The organism is Leptospira borgpetersenii serovar Javanica (assembly GCF_003046425.1).
GTDB lineage: Bacteria > Spirochaetota > Leptospiria > Leptospirales > Leptospiraceae > Leptospira > Leptospira borgpetersenii.
In genome coordinates, this window is record NZ_QAJG01000033.1 from 1 (window position 1) to 25,000 (window position 25,000).

The window sequence follows — 25,000 nt, forward strand, 5'->3', positions numbered from 1 at the left end:
ACTTTAGTTTGAAAAATTCAGGCGAAACGCTTTTTATAAAAACGTTTCAGCTCGCGAATGATTCGCCCAAACTTTCTTATATCGAATTCACGTTAGTATAGTTTCTTTTGTTTGCTTTTTTGTCTCCGTAAACTGCATTCTAAATTTGTGATGCAATAACTCCTCCGCTTCTGTCCTCAGTCCTCTGAACGCGAAAAGTAGTTTGTTTTTCTAATACAGTTTGCTTTTCTGTCTCCGCAAACTGCATTTTAAATCCGTGATGCAATAACTCCCCCGTTTCTGTCATCAGTCCTCTGAATGGAATTGACCGAGCAAAACGATATCCCAAAGATAACGGATGACCGAAGTGAACAATCCTCACGATCGACTGATCCGAGAAACCTTTCAGGACAAAAAAGAGGCGGCTACTTTTTTCAAAAATACGTTACCGCCGGAAGTGGTCCAACTACTCGACTTGGAAAACTTAGAATTGACCGAATCGAGTTTTGTAAGCGAGGAACTAAAACAAGAACAAACAGATCTGTTGTTTCAAATCCCACTCCAGTCCGGAAACAAGTCGAATGTCTATTTACTTTTCGAACACAAAAGTTATTTAGAAAACACCATCTATATTCAATTATTAGGATATTTAACGGAAATCTATCGAAACCAACAAAGAAACGGAGAGCCACTTTCCGTAGTCATTCCGTTCGTGTTCTATCACGGAGAAAAGGAATGGAAATTGGGAGATCGATTTTCGGATCAGTTCGTATTAACAAAACAAGAAACGGATGTGTTTCAGGACTTTATTCCCGATTTTAAAATAGACTTATTCGATTTGAAAAAGGTGGAACTGAAGAAGAAGTTGGAAAGTATCACGTTTCAAGTCACTCTGGGAGTGGTTCAAAAAATCCGGGAAGGGGATTTTGAATTCGTTTCTCACCTGCCGGGGTTATTTTCCCTATTACTTGGAATCGAGGAAGAATCGAAAAGGGTTGCAATCCTGCGGAAACTGTTGTTGTATATTTATTGGGCCCGTGATTTAAAACCTACGGAACTCAAAAGAGTTTTGGCAATATCAAAATTGGAACAATACGAGGAGTTAACGATGACTACAGCGGAGAGACTCATTTCAGAAGGCATACAACAAGGTATTGAAAAGGGTAAATTGGAAGCTGCCGGTGAAATGCTAAAGAAAGGGATTGATCTAAAGACCGTTTTAGAAATCACAGGATTCTCCGAAAAAACCTTGAGAGAAAATGGAATTATCTAACGTGACATTGTCACCAGGTGTTGCCAACGATTTTGTGTAAATGAAGTTTCTCAAAGCGAATCGAAATTCACTCGATCCCCAAAAAATGATGGAAAACTGATTCATTGTTTTCCTCCAATCTTGATGGATCTGATCCATTTAGGTTGCCCTCTTTGAAGTTGTGTGTCTTGAATTTTGGGGAGTAACTACTCGGACGCGTGAAGATGGTACTAATCTCTATGGATCGCAGCATAATGATCCAATTCCTTCGGAAAATTTCCGCTGCAATCGCTTTCGCAGTTGTTAACTCATGTTATTTACCGTATAAGAGAGGATTTTTCGATCTTCTAAAGTAAGCTCATGGGTTTATTAGGTGTTAGGTGCGGCAAACCCGGATTTTACGACGATAAAATTGAAAATTTTTTGTGAAATTCTAAATCTTACTATATAAATAGATTATTATAAACTTTGAAACGAATCCCGTAATAAAAGCGGGATTTTGAGTATTCTATTTAACGTGGGCTCGGCGTAAGTCCATGATTCATTTTTCTAAAAACAAGAAGGTGATTCAAAATCTAAAGAAAAAATGATCCAAAACGTTTTATAATTACGATTGTTAACCGAACCAAATTTGGATCAGAAATTTCATAGAAAACGCGTTCATAAATAATAAACCGGGTGTGAGCCAAATTAAAATAGCTCTTCCGTTATTCTGATCATATTGTTCCGTAAAAGCGTGGTAACACAATCTCCCTTCCCAAATCCAAGCCAGTAATAGAATCGACAAACCGATCGAAAAAAACGATTTTAAGGAGTCGACGTTTCCCATGGTGTAATTGGGTGAAATTAAATCGTATCCGACTGAAATGACAAAACTCGAAAATAAAAGAGGAAGGGAAGTTGCGAGAGTAGTAAAAAAGAGCTGTTTAAATTCGACTTTGTGTTCTCCAATGAAATAAAGAATAGGAAGTCGAATTAACGCAAGTAGGATCGGAATTAAAATCCAGATCAAAACGTAGATTGCTTTAGAAAACAAGGTAAAGATAAATCCTCGATCCTGTGCATAATTTTTTCGATTTTCTTCCACCTTAGCGGAGGCTTCCTGGGCGACCTTGATTTTTATCGGAGCAAATAATGATTCATGTAAAACTCTTGTAGACGTTAGAATGACCGCGAGACAAAATAAAACGATAAGGAAATCCCTAATTGAGTGGTTCGATTTGGATCGGTCCGATTGTAACGGATAGGTTTTGAAATAATATTCCGGTCTAAATAAGACGTCCTTTAAATAATTCCATACGGTCATTGTATCTTTCTCCTAAGTTCTTTGATTCTGAAATTTGTCCAATCCATACTATTTCGATAAGTGCGAATAATCGTATTTACGATCGTGATAGGATATAAATACAATGTGATAAAAACAATCGGAGTAAAAAAACAAATTCCCATTAATCCGAGGATTAATGTGATGGAAACCGTTTTAAGCATCGCCGAGCCGGTTCCGAAGCTGAAAGCTGAAGGTAAATAGAATAGAGCGACTAAAAACCAAAGTTGGACGAACTTTGTTAGCAAAGTTCTTATTTTCTCCATTAAGTCGTACGGTATCGCGCCCGATTCGAATTTTTCTCCTTTATTTTTCCAAGGGGCCAATTCTTTTCTGAGTATAAACGCTTCCAAAATTGCGAATGCGCTTATGATAATCATCCCTATATAAACTGGAATGGTCAAAGGGACGTCGATTAGATAAATGAATATTATAATAAAGAACAACGGTAAAGGAAGTACGGATAACAATAAGAACGGTTCTTTCAAAGATTCCAAATAAGACGCCAATATCATGAACAAAATCAATGTGGCGAAACTCAGAACGAAATTCATTTTTTTCTGATGTTCTAAAACCTTCTTTAGACTATCGCTGAATTCGATCCTGTATTGTTTGGGAAGTTCGATTTGTTTTAATTTTTCGAGTTTAGGAATAATTTCGGTTAAACTCATATTGGCAATTCGAAGGCTAAACGACAAAACTCTTCTTTTATTTTTTCTATAAATCCTTACAGGTGTGGTACTTCGAACCAAAGAGGCTATTTCCAAAAGTGGCACGGACTTTCCGTCTTCTATGTCGATTTTATATTCTTTCAGATCCGAAAACTGATCACGATAATTCGAATCGTACCGGATACGAACGTCTACTTCCCTCTCTTCCTCTATAAACTTTGTCGCGACCCCTCCCTGGATTCCGTAACGTATAAGTCTTCCGATATCTTGGGAACTGATTCCCAAGGACTCGCTTTTTTCCTTGTCTATAACAATTCGAACCTCTTCCCTGGGAGGTTTATACCTTAATAAAACGTGCCTAACGTTTGGAAGTAACCCCTGCGCGGTTGAGGAAACCTCTCTCGTAATACGATCGATCGTATTCAGATCGTCTCCGATTATGTCGATCGTTATCTCCTTCAATAAGGCTTCGTCGTTACTTCCCGAAAAATATATAAAAGCGGGTTTGATGTCTCCGACGATTTCCTCTAATTCCTTTCCGATTTCATCCACGTCGGAAACGCTTTCGTTAAACTTTACTACGATCGTGGATTTTCCGTTTTCCACTCTCGAGTTGACTTCCTTGATATTATATAATTCCGAAAGGTTTTTTTCGATTCGTTCGGTTACATTATTGATCTTTGAAAAGCTGGTTCCGGAAGGAAATTCCACGTTTCCTATCAATTGTTTTTCTTCGACTTTGTTGATGAATTCGTGCTTAGATATTAGATAAAAATAAATTCCGATTAAAATAAATAAAATATAAAACGACAAAAATATACGAGGATTATTCCTCGAGAGATCTACGAGCGATAATGTTCTTTGTATGACGTCGTCTTTAATCCGGTGAACATAAAAAGATAATATACTTGCTTTAGCGATTGCTATTCTTAGGATTTTCGGAACGGAGAGATTTCCGATTTTAAAACTCGATTCGGTTTTAATACTCGGTAGTATAGTGATTGAAATTAAAAAACTTATAAAAAAATTACCCGATAAAACAAAACCGAGTCCACCGTAGATACTTTTCAATTCTTTTGTGGCAAATAGTATCGGTAGGAACACTCCCGAAACTAAAAGAATCGTAGTAAATATTTCTCCTGTGATCGAGATGGATTTATCGTTTTTCTCGTGATCGGAAAACAATCGGTTTGCGATAAAAACGCTTAGACAACATCCACAACCCAAAATTAACCCGACGATTGTAACGAGATTATAATCAATTTTTAGGAAATACATCAAAATCGAACCGATAAAAAATTGACATATTAGTAAAAATGCAAATAAACAAGAAGATTTAAGTTCTTGAAATATTATGGAAGCTGCAACTACGAAAAGTAGGAAACCTATGGACGAGGCGAGAAAGAAGTTTCTAATCGCATTGGTGACCGTTTCGGCTTGATCGTACAATATTTCAAAATTTAGGTTTTCACTTTCCGTTTTTTCGAGTTCTTTTCTGAGTTCGTCGGAAACTGCAAGAAGATTGGCGGTTCCGGCTCGGTAAACGTAGATACTGACGGTATTCTCTCCGTTTACTCTTGCGGCCGAATGTTCCTCCCGATAGGAAAAACTTACTTTTGCTACGTCTTTTACACGTACGAATCTGCCGGAATTGTCTTTTCTAAGAGATAAGAATTCTATTTCTTTGAGACTTCTCATTCTTCCTTTTACGTAAACCGGAATTTGAACGTTTCCTTCCGTAACTTCTCCGGGATTCTCGTTATAATTCGCCTCCTGAAGTACGGATAAAAGCAGGTTCATATCGACGTCGTGTCCGAGCATCTTCTGAGCGTCGCAGGAAACCAAAATTTCCCTCGGCTTTCCTCCGGCGACTACGACTTCGCTGACTCCGGGGATTCCTTCGATGATTTTTTTGATTTCACGATCCGATATTTCTCGTATTTGCATAATGTTTAAGGACGTGCTCTTTGGAACGATTATGAACGACGGTTTTTGAGTGGGATCGTATTGAAGGACGACCGGCTTTTGTGTTTCTCGCGGGAATTTATAGGAAACTTGTTCTACCTTGTCCCTTATTTCCAAGGATTTAATTTCTAGATCCGCGTTCTGATCGAATTGGATATGCACTTTCGATTTTCCCTCTTCGGAGACGGAAAAAAGATGCTCTATACCGCCTAACGTAGATACGGATTCTTCGATCGGTTTTGTGATGATCTCTTCTATCTTTTCAGGACCGACTCCGAAATATTCCGTTTCAACAGTCAGACCCGGATACGGCGCTTCCGGAAAAAGGGATATGGGAATAAAACGAAATGCGATTATTCCCAATAATATCAGACTCAGGAAAATCATTGCGGTTCCCGTTTTATGATTCTCTACCCAAAGAGTAGGAGTAAGTCGTTTCCGACCGAATTCCGGGACGGTTGTATATTCCCTCAGGTCGTTTTTTTTCTTGTTCTTTGCCATTTTAGAATATAATAAAAAGCGATTGGAATTAGAAAGAGCGATAAAACGACCGAAGCGGCTAAACCGCTGATTACCGTTACCGCCATCGGGGACTGAAATTCGGTTCCTTCCCCTAATTCAAGCGCGACCGGAAGTAGGCCTAAAAGTGTGGTTCCGTTATTCATGATGATAGGACGAAGTACAATTTGTCCGCTTCCTATAATTGCTTCTTTAAGAGATACCTGATCGTGTTCTAGAATTTCCACGTATTCGTAAAACAAGGCGGCATTATCCACCACAATTCCCACGAGAAGAATGATTCCTGTAAACGAGCTGATATTGAAACTGTTGCCCGTTAATAGTAACGCAGGTATAATTCCGATCAGAATCAGAGGGATCGTGCACAACATGACTAAAGGAATCAAAAGGGATTCGAATTGACCGGCGAGCAACATGTAAATCAGAACGACCGCCAAGATAAATGCGAACAGAAGTTCACGCATAGACGCGTCTATATTTTCTTTTTCCCCTCCGAAGTGGACTTTGTATCCGATTGGTAATTTCAATTTTTCTATATAGTCCTCTATTTCCGAAAGAACGACCGATTGTTTTACGTTTTCTACATTAGCCGTAATACGATTAACCCTACTTTGGCCGATTCTGAGGATGGATGCGTATCCTTTCCCTTCCCGAATTTCGGCGGCTTGATCCAGAGATATAGCGTCCCCCGAAGAAGTTCGGATTAGGATTCTGGAAATATCCTCTTTGTGTTTTCGATCGGGTTGTTTATAACGGAGTCTAACGTCGAATTCCTCGTCGTTGATTCTCAAACGTGTAGCGATCGTGCCCTTAAGGGCGGTTTTTAAAATTCCGGCGAGATATTGATGCGACAATCCGTAAACGGACATTTTATCCTCGTCGAATCGGATTTGAAATTCTCGATTTTCGGATTCTAGACTACTTTTGGAATCTGTAATACCTTGAATTTTAGTGATTTCGTTTTTGATATTCTCTCCGATAAAAGCCAAAGTGGCGAGATCGTTTCCCTCCACCTCTAAAGTGATCGCTTTAGAATCGGGAGAAAGTATTTTGGAAAGCATATCCTCTTCGGGATAAAAGTGAATCCCTATAGTCGATCCATATCGGACTTTTTCCCTAAATCTACGAATGAAATCCTTTGTTTTCTCGGACCTTTCCGTAGAAAGAACGACGCGTATCTGAGCTTGATGGGTTCCGACTTCTCCTCCTGAACGAGATAAAATCTGTTCTTCGTCGTAGCCGACATTTGAAATGACGTGTTTTACTTCTTTTTCTTTGAGTAATTTCGTTTCCAATTCTTCGACGAGTTTCGACGTAGAGGAAAGCGAAGAACCCTTTACATTGAGAATTTCGATCTTAAATTCCCCAGTATCTACTTTGGGAATGAATTCCTTATCCACAAACGAAATCAAAATCAGAACTCCTGCAAAGCAGATCGCGATTCCGATAAAAAAACGCTTCGGTTTTCCGAGCCAGTTCGTTAATCCTTTCACAAATCGAACGTCTATTTCGTTTTCCCAAATCGCTATTTTTTTGAAAAAAGACCACTGATCGAATTTCCGGGACCAAACCTTATTTCCGCGAAGTGCGGATAACATAGGTATTAAAGTCAAAGAAACCGCCAGGCTCACTAACAACGAAAAGGTGATCGTCAAAGCCATTTCGCCGAATACAACTCCGATGATTCCTTTTAAAAAAACGATCGGTAAAAAAATAATGACTGTGGTTAAAACGGCGGAAGTGATCGATCCGGCGACCTCGTTGGCTCCGGTTAAGGAGGCCTCTTTTACGGAAAGTCCATTTCTAACGTGTCTTTCGATTGCGGCTAAAACGACGTTACCGGAGTCGAACAACATTCCGATTCCCAACGAAAGACCGCCTAATGTCATAACGTTCAGGGTAAGGTCTTTCAGATACATCAGTAAAAACGTGGTTATTACCGATATGGGAAGTACGGTCAAAAGGATAAGCGGACTTTCCATATTACGAAGTATGAATATAAGAGAAAGAAACGCCAATATCCCGCCCGAGATTAGTTCGCCCGTGATGTTGTCTACGGATTGTTTTACGAATCTGGCTTCTTCGTATACGATGTCCGCTTTAATTACGTTTTTATATTGTTCCTTAAGACGTTCTAATTCCGATCGAACGGATTCTGAAACTGTTACTGTGTTTTTTCCGGATTCCTTGAAGATGGATACGGTTACACATTCCTCGCCGTTGTATCTTGCAAGCCCCTTTCTCTCTTTATATCCTTCGTTGATCCGGGCGATATTTCCCAATCGAACTGGAATGTTTTTGTCGTTTTTGGATACGTTGGTTTTTTCGATTTCGTGAAAATCTTGGTATTCTCCTATAGTTCGGATCAATACGTCTTTGGAGCCTTCTTCTATATGACCCGCCGGATAATTTATGTTCGAACTTTCGACGGAGCTCTGGATATCTTTGATCGATATTTGATGTGCATACATGGAAGACGGATCCACTTCGATCAGAATTTCTTTTTTAAAACCTCCGGAAATTTGCGCGAGCGCAACGCCGTCCACACGATCCAAGTAACTTTTAATTTCCCTTTTGATAAAACCTCTGAGTTCGTGTGTTCTGGATTTATCCACCGGAAAAAAAACAATTTCTTGAATTGGTGATTGACTCGGATCGAATTTTGCGACGATCGGTTTGCCCGCGTCTTCGGGAAGAACTCCTCGAATCAGATCTATTTTTTCCCGCACTTCCATCGCGGAGTAATCGATTTTGGTTCCCCAACCGAATTGTAAAGTGACGAAAGAAACGCCCTCCATCGATTCGGACGAAATCTTTTCGATTCCTTTCACGGTGCCTACGGCTTCGGTTAAAGGTTTTGTAATCAGATTTTCCACTTCTTCGGGTGCCGCATTTTGGAAATTTGTAATTACTGTTAGGCGAGGAAATTCCATATCCGGAAGTAGGTTCACCTCCAGATCCTTCAGGGAGATTAGGCCGAGCAGAATTAGAAGCAGATAAAACATGGCCGTCGTTACCGGCCTGTCGATTGCTATCTTTTGAAGATATTTCACTTTTATTTAAGGCCGTTTTCTATCTCGGGACGAACCTTCATTCCGTCTTTAAGTTGAGTGAGTTTTTCCACGGCGACGATACTTCCCGGATTTAAACCTTCCAATATTTCGACCTTGTCTTCGTACTGACTTCCAGTTTTCACTTTAGCTCTTAAGGCAATCCCGTCGTTAAGCACATAAATCCAGGCGACATCGTTATCTTTGGCGAACAGCGCCTCCGAAGGAACCAGGAGGGACATTTTTGTTTCTCCCGTAAAAATGGAACCTCTTACAAACATTCCGGGAGTTAAAGATCGATCTTCGTTTCTGATTAATGCCTTTACTTCCATAGTATGGGTTTTCGGATCTATGATCGGGTTGATGATTCCCACTTTTCCGCGGAATTTCCTATCGGGATACACGTCCGCCGTAAATTCCAGGTCCATATTTTTACGGACTGAAATCATATCTGATTCTCTAATATTCAATTTTGCGAATACCTTGTGGATATTTACGAGAACCAAAATCGCCTGATCGGGACTATTTACCGCACCCGGATTCACGTATTCTCCGACGTGTTTGTTTACGTAAGCGACCACACCGTCTATCGGAGAGCGAATCGTAGCGGCACGAATCAATTCCTCCGTGGACGTCAGAGCCGCCTTAGCCGATTCCACTTGGGATTTTGCAACATCCACTTCCGCTTTGTCGATACGAGTATTGATATCTACGAACAGTTTTACTTTTTCCTTAACATCGTCGGGGACTTTCATGTTTTTCGAAATAATATCCTCGTTTCTAAAACCGACCATCCCCATTTCTAAATCCTTAATACTCATCCGATATTTGGCTTCCGCCGTTACTAGAGCCGTTTGAGCGTGTTCCATCTCTTCCTTACTAATTCCACCTTCTTTATAGAGGGTTTCCTTACCGGCAAACGTCATTTTCATTTTGGCCAATTCGGCTTTGGCTTCTTTGGTTTGTGTTCTCCGTTTTTCGATGTCCAACATTCTGATTTCAATATTCTCTCTGGCTTTTGCATACTTTTCCTCGCTAAGGCTCAAAGAAGAGAAGGCGCTTTGTAATGCGGATTGGTTTTTTTTTCTTTCTAACTCCAATTGAAGAGTGTCTATGTGAAGCAGTACGTCTCCTTTTTTGACTTTTTCTCCCTCTTTGGCTTTGATTTCCACGATGTTTCCTGCGGTTTTAGAAACGATATCCACCTTATCCAAAAAATCGACGGAACCTAAAGCATAAATCGCAGGATTTATTTTTTCCGGATAAACACTTATCCCTTTTACGATTACCGAATCCATATCCGTAATATAATCTTTATTCTTTTTTTTGAAAAAATTCAGGATGAATTCGAATTTCCCTTCCTTTTTTTTATCCTTTATGGATAATTTTGGGTCATGGTATATAAATATTTTGTAAAATATGAATATACTAATGATTAATAAGGCTGATTTGACGATTTTCGATTTTAAGACATTTCTAAAAGTCTGCAATTTGGAGTCGGGCATATGTATTTTTGATTTATTGTTCCTTGTCTATTTCGGATTCGATCATTTTGATGGAATTCGGATCCTCTTCGGAAATGAGTATAGCTCTCTCAAAATAACGGTTCGCCATTTCCTTTCTTTGAGCTTTATGATAAATTTTTCCCAGCCTCAGATATAGAAGAGAGAGTTTCGCGGATTCTGCTTTCGCTTGATTGTATAAGGAGATGGCTTCCTGTATTTTTCCTTCCGATTCCAATACCGCACCGAGAGTGTATTCGACTTCCCACCTGTTGGGAATATGATTGATGATGGATTCAAGACGTTCTTTCGCTTCCGATCTAGTATCGCTACGTAAACTTTCGATTTTAGAAAGCCAGTATGCGGCGCTAGCGTCGCATTTATCCTTGTTAACCGCGTCTTGAAACAGCTCCTCCGCCTTTTCAAAATCTTTCTTATAATAATGAATTTTACCCAACATAATTATCGTTCTGATCGAATCTGAATTCATTTCCAACGCTTGTGTATAAAGTGAAAGCGCGCCGTTGAAATCCTGTTTTACGTAGGCGATATCCGCATCTCTTTGTAACGAGTCGAATTTTTCCGAATCTTTTTTGCAGGAATAAGTCGTAGCGGTAATCAATACCAGAGCCGGAACGAAAAGATTCTTACAGCGCGTCCCAAAACCTGAGGAAGCGATCCTTAGAGAGCGACGCATTGAGTTTTCTGCTTTATCAGAAAGATTAAGTTGGAAACTCAACGTCTCACTCCTATGGTCGCTCGGGAAACTCAACGTCTCGCTTCTATGGTCGCTCGACGGGTTCTTATGTGAAATTGTGTTTTGTGTATTCATCGTTTTACGAGAGCATTCATCCTATTGGAAATGTTTCGGCAGACTTCTTTTAATAGATTGGCTTCGTTTAAGGTCCTTCCGTTCACGACGTAGGTGATCCCACCTTTCAAAACTCCGTTCGAATCGTAGACTTTAAGAAAAACCAAAGAGTTGAAATCCTCTTCCAATAAATTTCCGGAATCGTTATTACCCACCGCCCCTTGAATGAAATAGCGGATTCCTATTTGTTCGGATAAAAATTTTATCTCGTTGCTCGAAAGAAAATCGCCGGATTGTGTTTCCTTGGATACATTAGAAAATCCTACTACTGTTCCTTTATCCAAAACCTGGCGGAGATTTTCAGGAAGTAAGTCCTTCAAGTTCGAGGTATTTTCAGTGATATCGATTTCGCTAGAGATAGGTTTCGTTTCTTTTTTCTCGGTTAATTCGAGAGGTTCTGCCGTTTCGGAATTTGAATTCGCTTTAGAAAGAGATTTTCTCAGGGATTTTTCCTCCGGCATTTCCTTAATGGAATATCCTTCCGCCATTAAATGGAGTTGAAGCATATCTTTGAAATTTTCCATAAGATACGGAGAAAATCTAGCGTCTCTACTGACAATTTTTCCTATCGCCAAAGAGGAATTTTCTTCGGACTTCATCACATAAACTTGATAACTTCCGGATGAGCGGAATAGTTTTGCAATTGTCGTACAACCGCAAAAAAACGTTGAAAGTAAAAGTAATACGATCGATTGGAGAAATCTTTTCATAATATCATATCCTCTTTTAATTGCTTTCGAAGAAAAAGCTGAATTGGGAAGATAAGGCAGTCCCATTTGCATTCGTGGCCGATTGATCGATTTGAATCAAATAAAGCGGATAGTTCGCTCCACCGATTCCTGTATTGAATAGAATATCGAACCCGCACGTTAGACCCACGTCCGTCATCGAAATCGTTAAAACCCGATCGCTATCGCTCCATGTCCATTTCCCTTTATAAATGGAGGAAGCGCTGTTCGGAACTTGAGAGACGGCGGTTATGTTAACCGCATTGACCGTACTCACCGTGTTCATCGGTTGATTAAAGACGATCACGATATTATCCGAAGTGGAATCCGCGGGACAAGCCTGCAATCCGGGAGTGAAAGAATAAGAGGATGCCGGAAGAAAAGGAGTTCCCGTCTGCCACCAACATCCTGTCGTAACCGCCGAACTATTACAATTGGCTTGATTTCCTCTGCCGATCGCCATTATTTGCGGTGAATTATTCTCTGTTTTGAATATTAAAGAAAATGAATTTTGTAGAAAATTTCCGGCTAAATCCTTCGCAGAAGCGGAAATTGTCAAAGTGTAATTTTGTCTGCCGCTTAAAGCGATCAAAGGGGTTAAAGTCATATCGTTCCCCGCAAAAGTGATCGCAAAATTCGCCGAAGGTGAAATGGACAACGCGTTTTGTGTGGAAGCCGGGTCCATCGGTTCGTTGAAATGGATCACAATCGGAACTCCGATACATACGTTATTCGTAATAGTACCGTTTTGGGAGTTCAGTACATCGTTAGGAACTGCGTTGCAATTGTCACCGTCCCCATCGACTTCAAAATCGATTCCGGTCACAACCGGCTGGCTCGAATCCAGTGCGCCCACGACAAAAGTCGCATTCACCGGATTCCTAAGCCCTTTGCCCGAAGTATTTGTTATGGAAGTTGCAAGAGAAATATTGTATCTTTTCCCGTACTGAAAGGCGGTATCCGGGGTAAATACCATCTGATTTGCGGTCGGAAATGAAAACTGTCCCGTTATCGAAGGAGAAATCGAAAATCCGGATCTCAAGGAAGACGAATTCATCGGTTCGGAAAAAGTGACCACGATCGGATTGACTGCCGAATTTCCGGTACATGCATTGTTGACAGTTGCCGCTAAAACGTTCGTAACGATACCTAAACCCGCTTGGCAATTTGCTGGGATTCCGGAAAAGACGTCTATGGAATTAACTGCAGGAAAACCACCGACTGGAGAACTTAAAAAATAAAGAACATATCCGTTTTGAATCTGAATTCCCCCCGAATCCGTGGCGTTCTGACTAACAGAAATTACGTACTGAGTGTTTGGATTGAGGGACTGAGCGGCGATAAATCGAAGTGTAGTCGGAGATGTCCAAGAGATAAGACCGGAAACGTTCGGACTGATTGAAAACGCTTGAGAAGTTATGTTTTGGTCCATGTTTTTACTAAAAATAATTTCAAAGGAAGCGCCTTGACCGGTTCCCACATTGTCCGTACAAACATTGGTGACAAAAGACGCGGACAAGGAATCGTCCATACCGCCATCGCAACCTCCGGGTCCCGTTGCAACGTCGGATAACACATTCAGCACGGTAGGAGGAGTATTGTTTACCGGACCTCCGTTTCCTGTAGTAAAAAAACTGATGAACTCGGAAACCATTGTGTTGCCCGCAAGATCTTTGGCCGCCGTGCTGATCGTAAGTTTATACTGTGCAAACAAATTCAAATTTTGAGATGGGGTAAATAGCAATTCGGTGGGAGAAGGCCAAGTAATGAGACCGGTAACGGACGGAGACAATGAAAAAGCGTTCGTAGTGGCGGCTTGGTCCATCGGTTCGTTGAATCGCACCCTGAACTTGGTTCCGTTCGTTTGATTGCAGATATTGGTGGTAAGATTCGGAATCGATGTAAGACCTAAATTCCCGCAAGCGGGGGCCAAGTCGCTTAACAATGGTCCGGTCGTAAAATCCATTCTAGGAGGGAGCAGATCGATTCCAAACGTGAAAGAAAACGAATAAGAGGAACTTAATGTATTTCCGTCCAAATCCATCGCGGAGCCCGGAATAGAAATTGTATAAGTGGTATTTTGCCAGTCTTGGCTTGGAGTAAAAACTAAAAGGCTACCGTTTCCACAAGGCCCGGTAGAACCGCATAACGCATTTCCGCTTGTAAGCCAGGTTTTTGTTCCAAGGATGCTCGGGGAAATACTCAACGCATTTTCGATTGTGGATTGGATCATAGATTCGCTAAAATGAATGAATATAGGAGTGTTCGTAGAAGCGGGTGAAAGACCGGAACAAGCTCCCGTTTTATCTCGGATTCCATTGATCGGATCAAACAAAGAGGCAAGGGTTCCGGGAGCACAACCTGCTCCCGTGTTTATAAAACCGTCTTGAAAGATCACTCTAGGAATTTGAAAATCCTGACCCACCGTAAATGAGAATGAATAATTTTGGCCGACCAGATTGCCCGCAATGTCCGTGGAATTACCGGAAACAGTTACAGTGTACGTGACGGAATGCTGCCAGGGAGTAACAGGTGTAAACGTGAATCTACTCGTCGTTCCGCAAGGCCCGGTAGAACCGCAGGCACCGTTCGGACTTACGGACCAGGTTTTGATACCGTTGATATTCGGAGATATGTTGATGTTCGAGTCCGTCGTCGTTAAATTCATCGCTTCCGAAAAATCAATGATAATTGGAGACGATTGAAAACCAGGAACAATGCCGGTACATAAACCGACTGCATTAAAAAGTCCACCAGGGAACAATGTGGAAGCTAACGCACCAGGAGAACAACCCGCCGCGTTTTGTATATATCCGTCCTGCATTAAGATTTGGGGTTTAACGATTTCCGTCCCAACGGTAAAACTTGCGGAGACGTTTTTACCTAAAGGATTTTCCGACGTATCTTGAGCGGTTTGAGAAATAGTCAAAACGTAAGTAAGTCCGGTCGTAAGAGCTTCTCTAGGAGAAAAAGTTAGAACAGTGTTGTTATTACTCCAGACGAACGATCCCACCATCTGAGGAACGGTGAGGAAATTTGACTCCACGGTTCCCCTGTCCATCGGTTTTGTGAAATTGACGACTATCGGAGTATTTATACAAACGTCGGTTGTACTATAAAAGTTATTTCGAAAATTAACAAAGTCTAATATGGGATCCGTATTGAGACAACCGGTCGCATTTTTTCTACCGCCGATCGAAATTACGTCGGGAGGAAGAACGTCGGTACTCACTGAAAAACTGATACTGTATGGTTTTTCCAGATCCCGACCTTCTTGGTCTTCACATCGATTGGAAAGATTTACTAAATACGTTATACCACCTTGCCATCGTTTATTTGGTGTGAACGTCAGAGTGCTGCCGTTAATTTCGAAGAGTCCCGTCACTCCGGGTTGAACCGAAAACGCTCCGATACAACTTTGTTCGTCGATCGGTTTGTTAAAGGTCATCACAATTTTTTGATCTCTTAAAACCCCTGTTTGTCCGGGAGAAGGAATGGAATACAATACTTTCGGCGAAGCAGGATTATTATCTAAAGGGATCCAATTTTTGAACTTATTTTCAAGTTTGCTGCAATCCATCAGAAAGGAGCTTACAAAAAATATTAATATTAAAAAAAATAAATATTTAAATTGTTCATTGGGTTTCATGGGTTACTTCTTTTTAATAGGATTATGTGTATCCAATAAACCCCTGTCCTCTTCGGTATCCGGGGAATTAAAATACTCTTCGATATCTTTAACTTTAAAGTTCTCGGTCACTTGCGATTTAGGAATAGGTCGATTTTGTAGAATCAGCGGAAGAATTGTATTTCCGTGATTTGGTTTATATTTGAACAACTTCAGCGAATCGGGTTGTAAACCCGAGACCCATTCCAGCTCGTAAACGGAGGTGCAATATTTTCCGATCGCATCCACCAGTTTTTCTTGAGCGCCTACGAGTTCGGTTTCAGCGAAGAGTATGTCCGATCTTTTCGCTTCTCCAACCTGGATTTTAGTGTTCATCAAACGCATGCTTTCGTAGCGGAAATAAACCATTCCGCTTCCGATCGTGATTAAGTCATAGGATTCCTTAACGACATCGCTAGCTTTTTCTACTTCGATTGCAATGGATTGTTCCAAACGTTTTTTTTCCGCTATGGAATCACCCAGTTTAATCTTACTTTCCATTACTTTTCTCGAATAACTCATGTTATCTAGAACTTGTAGATTATTGGATGTCGCCGCATTGAAGTTAGGATTAACGGTACCGGCAAATCCGCTACTCGCTTGGTTGTTATAACGCATACCTAGGTTTTCGGTCGTTGTATTCGTGGAACCTCCCAAAGGAAATACAACTTTAACATTCACATTCCAGGTATCATTTTGTAACGGATAAGTTATACCGGTTCTTCCATAAGAACCACCGACAGAAATCTGAGGGATCCAAGCGTTTTCGGCTAGTTCGCGTTCCTTAGCTAATTTTTTATTATTAATTTTGATTCTAACAACTTCCGATCTTTGGTTCTGAGCATTCTCAATTAATGTTTCCCTTTTCAAATCGGGATAGGAGAGGTAAAAGTCCGTAAGTAAATTTCCTTCGATTACGAGATCGGACTGGTGATCCAAACTCATGACTAACTTCAAGTCGTTTTTTGCCTTTAGATATTCGTTTATGGATTTCACCAAAGCGAACTCGATTTCTTGAAGGCGGGAGGCTACGCTCAAGACTTGAATTTGTGTAGTAAAGCCGAGTTTGGCCTCCAGTTTTGCAAGTCTGAGTTGTTCTTTGGCACGTTCTACCGACTTCTTGTTAAGAGCCACCTTTGCAAGCGCAACCAATGTGTTTATGAAAGTTTTTTCAACTTCCAGCCTCACTTTAGAAGAAGTAATTTTAAAGTCTTCCCTACTTAATATTTCCTCTAATTGAGCTATATCAAGATCCAGCTTCTTTTTGCCTCCGTCGTAAATGATTTGGTCTACGTTTAACAAAATCGCATTGTATATGTAATCGTTCGAGTCTTGAATAATGTATCTTTGCCTGGTCATATTAACTCCGAGAGTGGGCAATAAATCTCTCCATCGTTCAGAAATGAGTTCTTTGATAGCGGTGTTTTTGTTTTTAATGGATAATAATAAATAGTAGTTCGTTAAAGCTATTTGAGTGGCGGTTTCTAAATTAATTCGTAAGGTTTTTTTGTCAGAAGCTCTTATTTCAATTCCTGAGCACATGCAAAAGATGAGAAAGATAAAACCAGGGAATAAGGTTGAATCGGGTAGAATGCCCTTTAGAATTTTTCTTATATGAATCGTGTGTATCTTCTGTTTGCTTTTGAGAAAAAAAACGCACTCAAAATGGAGTGCGAAATGTAAGGATGTCCAGAAAAATCGAAACCATATCCTAAATCGTTTTTGGGGCTTGTTAAAATAATCTCCTTGAGGCCACAAATTGTGATTGTGTTTTTTATAAAATATCACGAAATCCCTTCGGGCCAAATGTTATCGGTGCGATATTTCAGTCAATACAAATTCAATTGTGGTGGAAATTTATTTTAGAAATCTCTATAAAATGAATTTTTCATTGAATGATCGTTCGAACGGCGATTTGGTTTTAGGATCGTTATTTTCGGATTTTATAGTACCCGTTTCCCATAGCTTTGTCCTAAAATCTTAGAATTGCGGGAATAACTGCTAGCGGGTAACGCTATTTAAAAATCTATAGTCCCCCAAAAAGACGGTTTCTGTGGGGTTCCTACGTTTTACTACTGGTGACTTAGAGATCATGATTTTTTAAGACTTGTTGGATAGATTCTTAGAACCGTCCCAAAACTTAGATAGAAATATAATTGTGAATTTTTCATAAAATTCAGGGATTCCCATAGATCGTATCCTTTTGGTGTTTATCGACTTTTGAACGGACCAATGTTTGTCAAACTCCCTTTCCTAGGTTCTGGGGTGTTGAGACAAGTTCTGAGTTTCTTCTGTTGGTTTTCTTGTTTTGTGGTTCATGCTTGTTTCAAGCCCAGAGGGCGCCATTTTTGTCTTATAAGCTATCTCAAAAATATTTTATTTTTCCTTAAAACGCCGATTCCAATCGTTCTAAGATATTTTTGAGATAGCTTATAGTATTATTCACAAACACCTGAGAACATTTAGAGACTGTACTAATATAACGTGAGTTCGGTGTGATATTGAATGTTACGGGAAGCGAGCTGTCTGAGACGGGCGTTCTAAAATAAAGGAAAGAACTTTTAATTATTTTCGACTTCTTTCTTTGCTAAGCTAAAAATCAATTTTTGGACAATCTCAAATTCTTTTTTGGGTAAAATTGCTAATATTTCGATCATTTTTGGTAAACCTTCTTTCGAGGTTATTTTTTTCAATAAGGTCGTTTCGAATTCTACTTTCATTTTGGTTCGAAGTGCCCGTGGTAACGTCACTTTTTCCGGTAGTTTACCTTCAAGGAGCCATTCTCTTCGATATCCATGGACCATCTCTATCGTAATTGCCGCGTCTTCCGGTATCGGAAATCTTCCACTCAGCCAACCACTGATCGTTTGTTTTGATTTTCCAATCGTGCCCCCGAACTCTCTTTGGTTCCCTTTAAAACTTAAGAGTATGGTTTGTAATCTTTTCTTTTGTTCGTCCAAAACATGTCCTAGAATAATACTTTTTTGTTGACATCGGTATTAAAATAATACCAATATGTCTTTAGAGACCTATTAGTAGCACAACTTTCAAAAAATCAATTCAAATGTCGGTATAACAATTATTGATGGGTCATAATTTGTAAAAAGAAATATAGTGGCGTCTTTTGCCTCGTTTTAGGTTATGGAAAAAAGATTGATGAATAAAGAAATGTTTTTGTCGCCAAAGAATAGGATTTTGGTGGAAAAGTCCTTATTTTTTTGATCTTTTTTTCTTCAAAAGATGATTTTCCTTCTTAAAAAAATTTTTCCCATGTGAATTCAGATTTAGTTTTATATCAAATTGAAAAGAAAACAAGGGGTAACTCAAAGTTCCCACCGGTCTCGAAAAAATCGAACTACGAAATAGAAGCGAATAGAAACAATTAAATTTTAACGAAGATTAGTATTATGAACCTTAACCATTTTATCCCAATTTTAACAGGATTGCTCCATTTATCCTTCGGAATCTATGTCTTTAGCTTAAAACCAAGACAAAAATTACAGACTTTATTTCTGCTTTTGAATCTATGTATCGCACTCTGGCTGTGCATTCAAGGTCTTAGGGGGTTGTTCCCTCTCGAATATCGTAATTTAGGTTTGAACATAACCTTTCTTCCAATGTCCGTTGGAACATTTATTTCATATCTTATTTGTAAAAAAATGGAGAACGTAGGGCAGAAAATTCCGGTTTATACATCAATTTTAGGTATTATAGGATTTTCCTATTTTACCTGGGCTTGTTTCAGCGAAAGAATGGTGGTTTTAGAAAATCCTGATACGTTTACTTTTAACTTCAGTTTGAATTATCATTTGATTATTTATTTTTCTATTTTTTGGGTTTTATTATCAGGTTGGATCATTTTTAAAAAAATGCTGCTCAAAAGAGGAAATGATAGAGTAAGACTCTTTTTTATTCTACTTGGTTCCACAATCGGATTATCGATCACTCTAACATTCATTTACTTTCTCCCATTTTTAGGAGTTTACAAAGCATATTTGTCATCTTTGGGTCTTTCCGTTTGTTCGGTCTGCTGGGCGGTGGCAATTCTGCACTACGACGCTTTTGAAATCAAAGCCGGGCTGATCCAGGGACAGAAAACTTCTTTTATCAATCGGGTTGCTTCTAAGCCTTTTTTAAAACTTATGGGGAAGTTGGATCCGATGAGATTCGTTCAAAAAAGTTCGAAGGCAAAAGAGGAAATCACGAGACAAATTCTCATTCAAGACTTTCATCTTGCCGAAAATACCGGTGAAATATCGGTTGATGAAAGGGCCAAAATTCTTTCGAGAAGATTCGGAAAGTATTTTAAATAGTTTTATTCTTATGAGCCTGTCCTAAAGCCTGAAAAGAGATTCACTCCAATCAATTTCATAAGTTCTTAATAGAACGTAGGAATTCCTGCAAATTGGGTGATCTATGGGCTTTCTAACAGACTTTATCGTTGAAACACTCTCGTAAGTAGTTTCTGGATTTTTGTTAAACTCAAGCCGTCTCACTCCCTGAACTCAGCGCAGAGCTTTCCTATGGGTCGCTCTGCCTGTCGTTCGACAGGTTTTGGACGAATTTTATGTAGAATTCAAAAATTTTGCATTTGAGATAATATATGTTGACATTTATCACAATAGCGGGAATCCTGTCGTATGTGCGACTTTGTTCGAGCCTGTATCAGAATTAACTTTTTGTAATGGAATCAGAACTTGTTCCGGATAAACGAACTCGATTTGAGTTTATACAACCAATTCCCGGATACTAAAAGTCGTCGATGTCACTCGCACAAACGGAGGCGGCTATGTTGAAGTGGTATGATTCTTCAAGACTAGAAGATTATTTAGGATCGTTACCGAAGCTTCGGAACCGACTCAGCCTAATGATCCAATATAAAGATCGCCGAGAAAAAGCACCAAGAGAACTGAGATTCGTCATTCTGATTCAAAGATTGTATCTACAAAAGAGAATTCTCTTAAGACGAAATGAATGGCTGACAAAGGAATTAAGAAGTATTTTTTCGGAAAAAATACAATTGGAAAGCGAATTAGAATCTCTAGGAAAACTACCGAAGCAAAATAAAAATACAGACTTGGTTAGTAGTTCTACATCGGATTAATTGATCCATCGGTTTTAGATTTTATGTTGTTTTTAAAATTTATTCCAAAACGATTTCGGATTCTCTAACTCTTAGAATTTTTGATAGAACCGACTGTATGATTCTAAGAAATCATTTTGCATTTACTAACGATTATACTGCTTCATGAATTCGTTTTCGAGATAATTATTTGCCATTCGGACGCATAAAAAATATTTATGCCGAATTTGTTTCAAATATACATATCTTTGGTAAAATTGATCATTAACTTCTGGTATTATTTTCATATGCCGAGTAGTAAATTCTACTCAACTAAAAAAATTGAATTTTTGAAATCACATTAAAGTTTTAAGACCCACAACTACGTCCACCAATTCGGGAAGATCCAAAATGTTATCGACATAGTTCATGATTTATGAATATGTGAAGCGTTAAAGTTATGAAACATTACCTTACTTACAAAGACGACAAGTCTGACAAATTCTGGAATATTGAAGTATCTGGGAAGTCCTTTACCGTGACCTATGGCAAAACAGGAACAGCCGGAAATCCTCAAACCAAAACTTTCAATACAGAAGAGAAATGTTTGAAAGAAGCTGAGAAATTACTGAATGAAAAGTTAAAAAAAGGGTATGTTGAGAGTACAACCACTGATAGAAAAAACGAAAGCAAAAACAGTAATTCTGGTTATTTCAACGAGTGGGAAGCGATTGTGAACGCTAAAGACCTACACAAGGCTTTGATTAATCATTTTTCTTACTTAGCTGACAGCTCCGGTTTTGAAAAAATCCCGGAAATATTTTTTAAAGAAGCAAAAAGCGCTTTATGTAACAAGGAACAACTTACTATAAAATTCAAATCGGGAGAGATATTAAAAGCATATCCCCCGGAAGCAAAAATTCCGGCTAAATATCCAGAAAGCTATAGAAAACTTTTATCAACGCACAGGTTATTGGAATTGGAGAAAGCACAACTCAAATTGGGCGAACACGGACAATTTGAGGAGGACTGGCTGGAAGAGATTGATTCAGAATTATTGGAAATAACAAACGCTAAAAATGTAATTTGCCCCTTATGGGATTATAGCGACTGCTGGTTGTATCATCCTAAAATGAAAAACCCGTTGGGCGAGCCCAGTATTCATTTCTTAAACCACGAAGGAGGGGACATTGAGGATGCAATTCAATATAACGCGGGTGCACTCTTTTTAAAACGTTGCTGCGAGAGTATGAAAATAAAATTCACTGTTACAGAACTAAAGAAGTCTGAATCCTCTAATGAGAAAATATCCGTAAAATGGGAAAATGAAAAATCTCTGAAACTTGACATACTGGCAGCGACGCCTATTGAAGGAACAGTCTCCACTTTGATTTTTTATGAGCGAGACGGTAAAGCCTGTTTAAGTACTGTTGATTTGAAAACTGGCTCTTTACTCAAGACAACCCATCTTAAAGGTTTCAAGTTCGAGCGCTTTACAAAGTATTATCTACAAGGCTTTGAGACATCAGTTTACCTTACTGATGATAGTAAGGCATCCACACATCAGTATTTGATCAACATAACTGAAAATCTTGAGGTAGAAAAACTTCCACCGGCCAAGAGGAGATATTTTTATGGTAACTACGTCATTGAACAGACAGAAAGTGATTCAATGGAAAGAAATCTTCAAACTGGAAAAAACCGGCCAGCGCCTAAATTCATCGTATATGGTAATGGTCAAAATTTTATCAGTGCCTTTTTTGATGAAGTAATTTTATACGATAGTGATTTTAAACAACTCGTTAAGATTAAACACAAAGACATTGATTATGGACGTTTTGCAAATTATTTGTCCGATGAAAAATTAATGATCAGCATTGCTAACATAGGTTACGGTGATTGCACGATTACAGTAGCTGATTGTTCTCAGAAAAAACCTAATCTTCAGAAATTGAAAGCGTCCATCGATGTATCGGAGGATAGTAAATACCTTACGATAGGAAATCAAATATGGCAAATATGCATGTTAACAAAAAACGAAAAAATAAGTCTGATGCAGTTAACTGTTGACAAACAAGAATCAAAAATACGTTTTTATTCTCTTGAAAATTACGCCAAAAAGGAAGAAACCAACAGTCTTGATGAAATGGCATGCTTTCAAATAGTCGATGATCGACTTTATGTAATTATGAAGGATGGAACGATAAAGAATTATTTAATAAGGTAGACTGGATCAACCAAACCAGTGGTCTATTTGTGGGTAATCATTTTTACAGGATGAGTAATAGAATATATTTTTGCATAACCTCGCTAAATTTGCGGGTTAAGGTTCCAATTGTATAACTCGTCGGCAATAACCCAATATCCGTATAACTTGATTTGAAAGTATTATCTTTCCTAGTTCAGATTCAAAGAATAGATTTTGAGGAACTTCTATTGATAATAAAATTGCAATAATACCGGTTAGTAAATACCCAATAGAGTTGTTGAAAAATTCCATAGTTCAGTTTTACAAAATTGTTTCAATCGGTCGTTTTTATGAAACAGAAACGGATAGAGAATTAATTTTTCAACAACTATAATAAATTCATATCTGTTAAGTTTATCTAATGTTTTTTCCATAAAGTTTTAGAGCCCGTTTCAAAGAAGCTATTACAATCTTAAGCGACAGGGAAAAACCGCCAATACAAACGTAATCTGTGGGAATTCCCGTATTCAAAAGACTGATGACAGAGGCTTTTCTTCGAAAAGCAGTTCGTTTTGCTAATGCAGTTTCTTTTTTGTCTCCGCAAACTGCATTCTAAATTCGTAATATACTATCTCCATTCAGAGGACTTTGTGTGAAGGGACAGCTCTTTGTTCCTTCTGTTGTTTTTTATTTATGGTAAATGCTTGTATCTAACCCTCGTCTTTCAAGCCCAGAAGGGTGCTATTTTACTAAGAACCTGTCCCAAAACCTGAGAAAAGAAATCGGCTCCGAAAGCTCGTAATAAAGCGAAAACGTATGAGTTCCCACGGATCATGGCTCTTTGATAATTTACGGGCTTTCGAACAGATTTTATTGTTCTTGGCACTCTCTTGCCGGAGTTCTTACGATTCCAAGGTTTTGAGACGGGCTCTTAATTCAAAACATGAAAATTTCCGACATTGATTCTTGCGTATGTTTGCGAGTTTTTTTAAGTTTTGGGAAAAACAAAAATGTTTTCTTATGAGGTGGTATCGTTGCGGTTTTGGTGTTTGATAAGCGTTTGCGGAAATTGTAAGATGATTAGTTTACGATAATATTTTTACTTTAATGAATTTAAAGTTGAAGAAATGTTTAACTTCCTGAATATTATAAATTTGGAAATAACATCGGTTCTTCGTCTCTTGAATTCGGGTGAGAAAGATTGATCCCTAAAAGCCGAATTGCTTTAACCGAAACTTGTTTTTCATTTTTAAACTCAAAAAATTCCTCAAAAAGCTCCGCCGCTACGGAATAAATTTCGTCCACAGCAAAAATAGGCTCCGATAAAGTTCTCGACCTTGTTCTTAGACTGAAATCTTGAAATTTAATTTTGAGAGTGAGCGTTTTACCGGCAAAATTTCTTTTTTTTAATCTTCTTTCCACTTCGATCGCGACTTCTCTTAGTTGTTGCAGTAGGTCCTCTCGATCTATTTTATCCTGATCGAACGTATTTTCTGCACCCAAGGATTTTCGTTCCCGGCAAGAGTTTACTTCCCTCTCGTCTTCTCCTCTGGAAATTTTATAATAGTAGATCCCCATTTTTCCAAAATGTTGAACGAGCTCGTCTATATTTTTTGCTCTAAGATCTTTTCCGATATGAATTCCAAGTTCCTTCATCTTTTGAGCCGTGACCTTGCCCACGCCGTGAAAGCTATTTACCGGTAGAGGATCGATAAAAGCAATCACATCGTCGGGTAGAACTATGGTGAGTCCGTTTGGTTTGTTTTTTTCAGAAGCGAGTTTGGCGATAAATTTGGAGTTACCGACGCCAGCGGAAGCGGTCAGCTCTGTGCGTTTAAAAATTTCAGAGCGGATCTCTTTGGCAATCGTTACGGCAAACGGAATATTCCTTTTATTGAATGTGACATCCAAGTATCCTTCGTCCAAGGAGAGCATTTCAACACGATCCGTGTATTCCAAAAAGATTTCACGAATTCGATCGGAAACTTCCTTATATACTTCAAAACGAGGAAATACAAAAATCGCTTGAGGCGCAAGCTGAGCCGCTTTAGAACAAGGCATTGCGGAACGAATCCCGAATTTACGAGCTTCGTAAGAAGCGGCAGCGACAACGGATCTGCTATTAGGAGGACCACCCACAATTAATGGTTTTCCTTTGTACTCTGGAAAGTCCCTTTGCTCGACGGATGCATAGAATGCGTCCATATCTATATGAATGATTT

General features: G+C 39.0%; 14 protein-coding genes (1 of these 14 cut by a window edge). 4 read left to right on the forward strand and 10 right to left on the reverse strand.

Going from position 1 to position 25,000, the window contains the following annotated elements:
• The first annotated feature begins 337 nt into the window (after positions 1–337).
• A complete protein-coding gene (locus tag CLV95_RS16925) occupies positions 338–1,252 on the forward strand; it encodes an Rpn family recombination-promoting nuclease/putative transposase (protein ID WP_016561306.1) in 915 nt (304 codons plus the stop codon).
• Between the two features lie 595 nt (positions 1,253–1,847).
• On the opposite strand, the gene CLV95_RS16935 is transcribed toward CLV95_RS16925, so the two are convergent.
• The 9 genes from CLV95_RS16935 to CLV95_RS16975 all read right to left on the reverse strand — a co-directional run bounded on the left by CLV95_RS16935 (position 1,848) and on the right by CLV95_RS16975 (position 18,488).
• Positions 1,848–2,537: a YIP1 family protein gene (locus CLV95_RS16935; protein ID WP_002735231.1), complete on the reverse strand. Its 690-nt coding sequence runs from the start codon at positions 2,535–2,537 to the stop codon at positions 1,848–1,850.
• A complete protein-coding gene (locus tag CLV95_RS16940; RefSeq protein WP_002735224.1) occupies positions 2,534–5,692 on the reverse strand; it encodes an efflux RND transporter permease subunit in 3,159 nt (1,052 codons plus the stop codon). Before CLV95_RS16940 ends, CLV95_RS16935 begins: the two co-directional genes overlap by 4 nt.
• Positions 5,662–8,763, reverse strand: a complete 3,102-nt coding sequence (locus CLV95_RS16945; RefSeq protein WP_016762605.1) for an efflux RND transporter permease subunit — start codon at positions 8,761–8,763, stop codon at positions 5,662–5,664. Before CLV95_RS16945 ends, CLV95_RS16940 begins: the two co-directional genes overlap by 31 nt.
• Before the next feature lie 2 nt (positions 8,764–8,765).
• Positions 8,766–10,265, reverse strand: a complete 1,500-nt coding sequence (locus CLV95_RS16950) for an efflux RND transporter periplasmic adaptor subunit (RefSeq protein ID WP_002735301.1) — start codon at positions 10,263–10,265, stop codon at positions 8,766–8,768.
• 13 nt (positions 10,266–10,278) lie between these two features.
• Positions 10,279–10,959, reverse strand: a complete 681-nt coding sequence (locus CLV95_RS16955; RefSeq protein WP_002737143.1) for a tetratricopeptide repeat protein — start codon at positions 10,957–10,959, stop codon at positions 10,279–10,281.
• Between the two features lie 131 nt (positions 10,960–11,090).
• Entirely contained in the window at positions 11,091–11,843 is a 753-nt protein-coding gene (locus CLV95_RS16960; protein WP_002735218.1) for a lipoprotein, read from the reverse strand.
• Positions 11,844–11,859: 16 nt separating this feature from the next.
• Positions 11,860–15,510 carry an Ig-like domain-containing domain gene (locus tag CLV95_RS16965; protein ID WP_002735220.1) on the reverse strand — a complete coding sequence of 1,217 codons (3,651 nt, stop codon included), beginning with the start codon at positions 15,508–15,510 and terminating at the stop codon, positions 11,860–11,862.
• 3 nt (positions 15,511–15,513) lie between these two features.
• Complete coding sequence (locus CLV95_RS16970; protein WP_026054126.1) at positions 15,514–17,070, reverse strand: TolC family protein; 1,557 nt, start codon at positions 17,068–17,070, stop codon at positions 15,514–15,516.
• Positions 17,071–18,089: 1,019 nt separating this feature from the next.
• Complete coding sequence (locus CLV95_RS16975) at positions 18,090–18,488, reverse strand: hypothetical protein (protein ID WP_002735217.1); 399 nt, start codon at positions 18,486–18,488, stop codon at positions 18,090–18,092.
• Positions 18,489–18,935: 447 nt separating this feature from the next.
• Here CLV95_RS16975 and CLV95_RS16980 point away from each other — a divergent pair, with 447 nt between their 5' ends.
• The 3 genes from CLV95_RS16980 (at position 18,936) to CLV95_RS16990 (ending at position 22,817) form a co-directional block, all read left to right on the forward strand.
• Positions 18,936–19,841: an LIC10906 family membrane protein gene (locus CLV95_RS16980; protein WP_002735296.1), complete on the forward strand. Its 906-nt coding sequence runs from the start codon at positions 18,936–18,938 to the stop codon at positions 19,839–19,841.
• A gap of 476 nt (positions 19,842–20,317) precedes the next feature.
• Positions 20,318–20,632 (forward strand): LIC_10907 family protein, encoded by a 315-nt coding sequence (locus CLV95_RS16985; protein ID WP_016748945.1) that lies wholly within the window; start codon positions 20,318–20,320, stop codon positions 20,630–20,632.
• 418 nt (positions 20,633–21,050) lie between these two features.
• Positions 21,051–22,817 (forward strand): WGR domain-containing protein, encoded by a 1,767-nt coding sequence (locus tag CLV95_RS16990; protein WP_002737259.1) that lies wholly within the window; start codon positions 21,051–21,053, stop codon positions 22,815–22,817.
• 1,107 nt (positions 22,818–23,924) lie between these two features.
• Here CLV95_RS16990 and dinB read toward each other — a convergent pair.
• Positions 23,925–25,000, reverse strand: partial view of a DNA polymerase IV gene (gene dinB / locus CLV95_RS17000; protein WP_026054868.1) — the 3' portion only. Its footprint extends 13 nt past the window's final position; 1,076 of the gene's 1,089 nt are visible here — the last part of the coding sequence; its start codon lies beyond the right edge, outside the window — the gene reads right to left on this strand; it ends in the stop codon at positions 23,925–23,927.

Coding starts and splice junctions, on each gene's coding strand:
- CLV95_RS16925 (WP_016561306.1), top strand. CDS start 338: ATGACCGAAGTGAACAATCCTCACGATCGACTGATCCGAGAAACCTTT.
- CLV95_RS16935 (WP_002735231.1), bottom strand. CDS start 2,537: ATGACCGTATGGAATTATTTAAAGGACGTCTTATTTAGACCGGAATAT.
- CLV95_RS16940 (WP_002735224.1), bottom strand. CDS start 5,692: ATGGCAAAGAACAAGAAAAAAAACGACCTGAGGGAATATACAACCGTC.
- CLV95_RS16950 (WP_002735301.1), bottom strand. CDS start 10,265: ATGCCCGACTCCAAATTGCAGACTTTTAGAAATGTCTTAAAATCGAAA.
- CLV95_RS16955 (WP_002737143.1), bottom strand. CDS start 10,959: ATGCGTCGCTCTCTAAGGATCGCTTCCTCAGGTTTTGGGACGCGCTGT.
- CLV95_RS16960 (WP_002735218.1), bottom strand. CDS start 11,843: ATGAAAAGATTTCTCCAATCGATCGTATTACTTTTACTTTCAACGTTT.
- CLV95_RS16965 (WP_002735220.1), bottom strand. CDS start 15,510: ATGAAACCCAATGAACAATTTAAATATTTATTTTTTTTAATATTAATA.
- CLV95_RS16970 (WP_026054126.1), bottom strand. CDS start 17,070: ATGTGCTCAGGAATTGAAATAAGAGCTTCTGACAAAAAAACCTTACGA.
- CLV95_RS16980 (WP_002735296.1), top strand. CDS start 18,936: ATGAACCTTAACCATTTTATCCCAATTTTAACAGGATTGCTCCATTTA.
- CLV95_RS16985 (WP_016748945.1), top strand. CDS start 20,318: ATGTTGAAGTGGTATGATTCTTCAAGACTAGAAGATTATTTAGGATCG.
- CLV95_RS16990 (WP_002737259.1), top strand. CDS start 21,051: ATGAAACATTACCTTACTTACAAAGACGACAAGTCTGACAAATTCTGG.